Origin of the sequence: Janthinobacterium sp. NKUCC08_JDC, assembly GCF_019345575.1 — a bacterium.
GTDB classification, from domain to species: Bacteria; Pseudomonadota; Gammaproteobacteria; order Burkholderiales; family Burkholderiaceae_D; genus Janthinobacterium; species Janthinobacterium aestuarii.
This window is the reverse complement of record NZ_JAHKQW010000069.1, coordinates 1-223: the sequence shown is the minus strand read 5'-3', so window position 1 is coordinate 223 and position 223 is coordinate 1. Positions and strand designations below refer to the sequence as shown.

Annotated in this window: 1 pseudogene; it reads left to right on the top strand. The window is 69.1% G+C overall.

Annotation, left to right across the window (positions count from 1 at the left end):
- Positions 1-10 precede the first annotated feature (10 nt).
- Positions 11-223 (top strand): annotated as a pseudogene (locus KO538_RS29160) (IS1595 family transposase); the annotation flags it as partial.

The following is a 223-nucleotide window of genomic DNA, read 5'->3' as shown; positions in this document are numbered from 1 at the left end:
GCAGGCAGGCATTGCCCTGCTGCGTGGCAACTCTCCACACGACGCGACCGTCGCGCTGCTGGAAAGTGTGGCCCAGCCGCGATTGGCCTGTCCCGCCTGCCACTCGGCGCAATTGCACCGGCATGGCCATGCGCACGGCCTGCAGCGCTACCGTTGCGTGCCGTGCGGACGTACCTTCAATGCCTTGACGGGCACGCCGCTGGCCCGCTTGCGCCACAAGGCG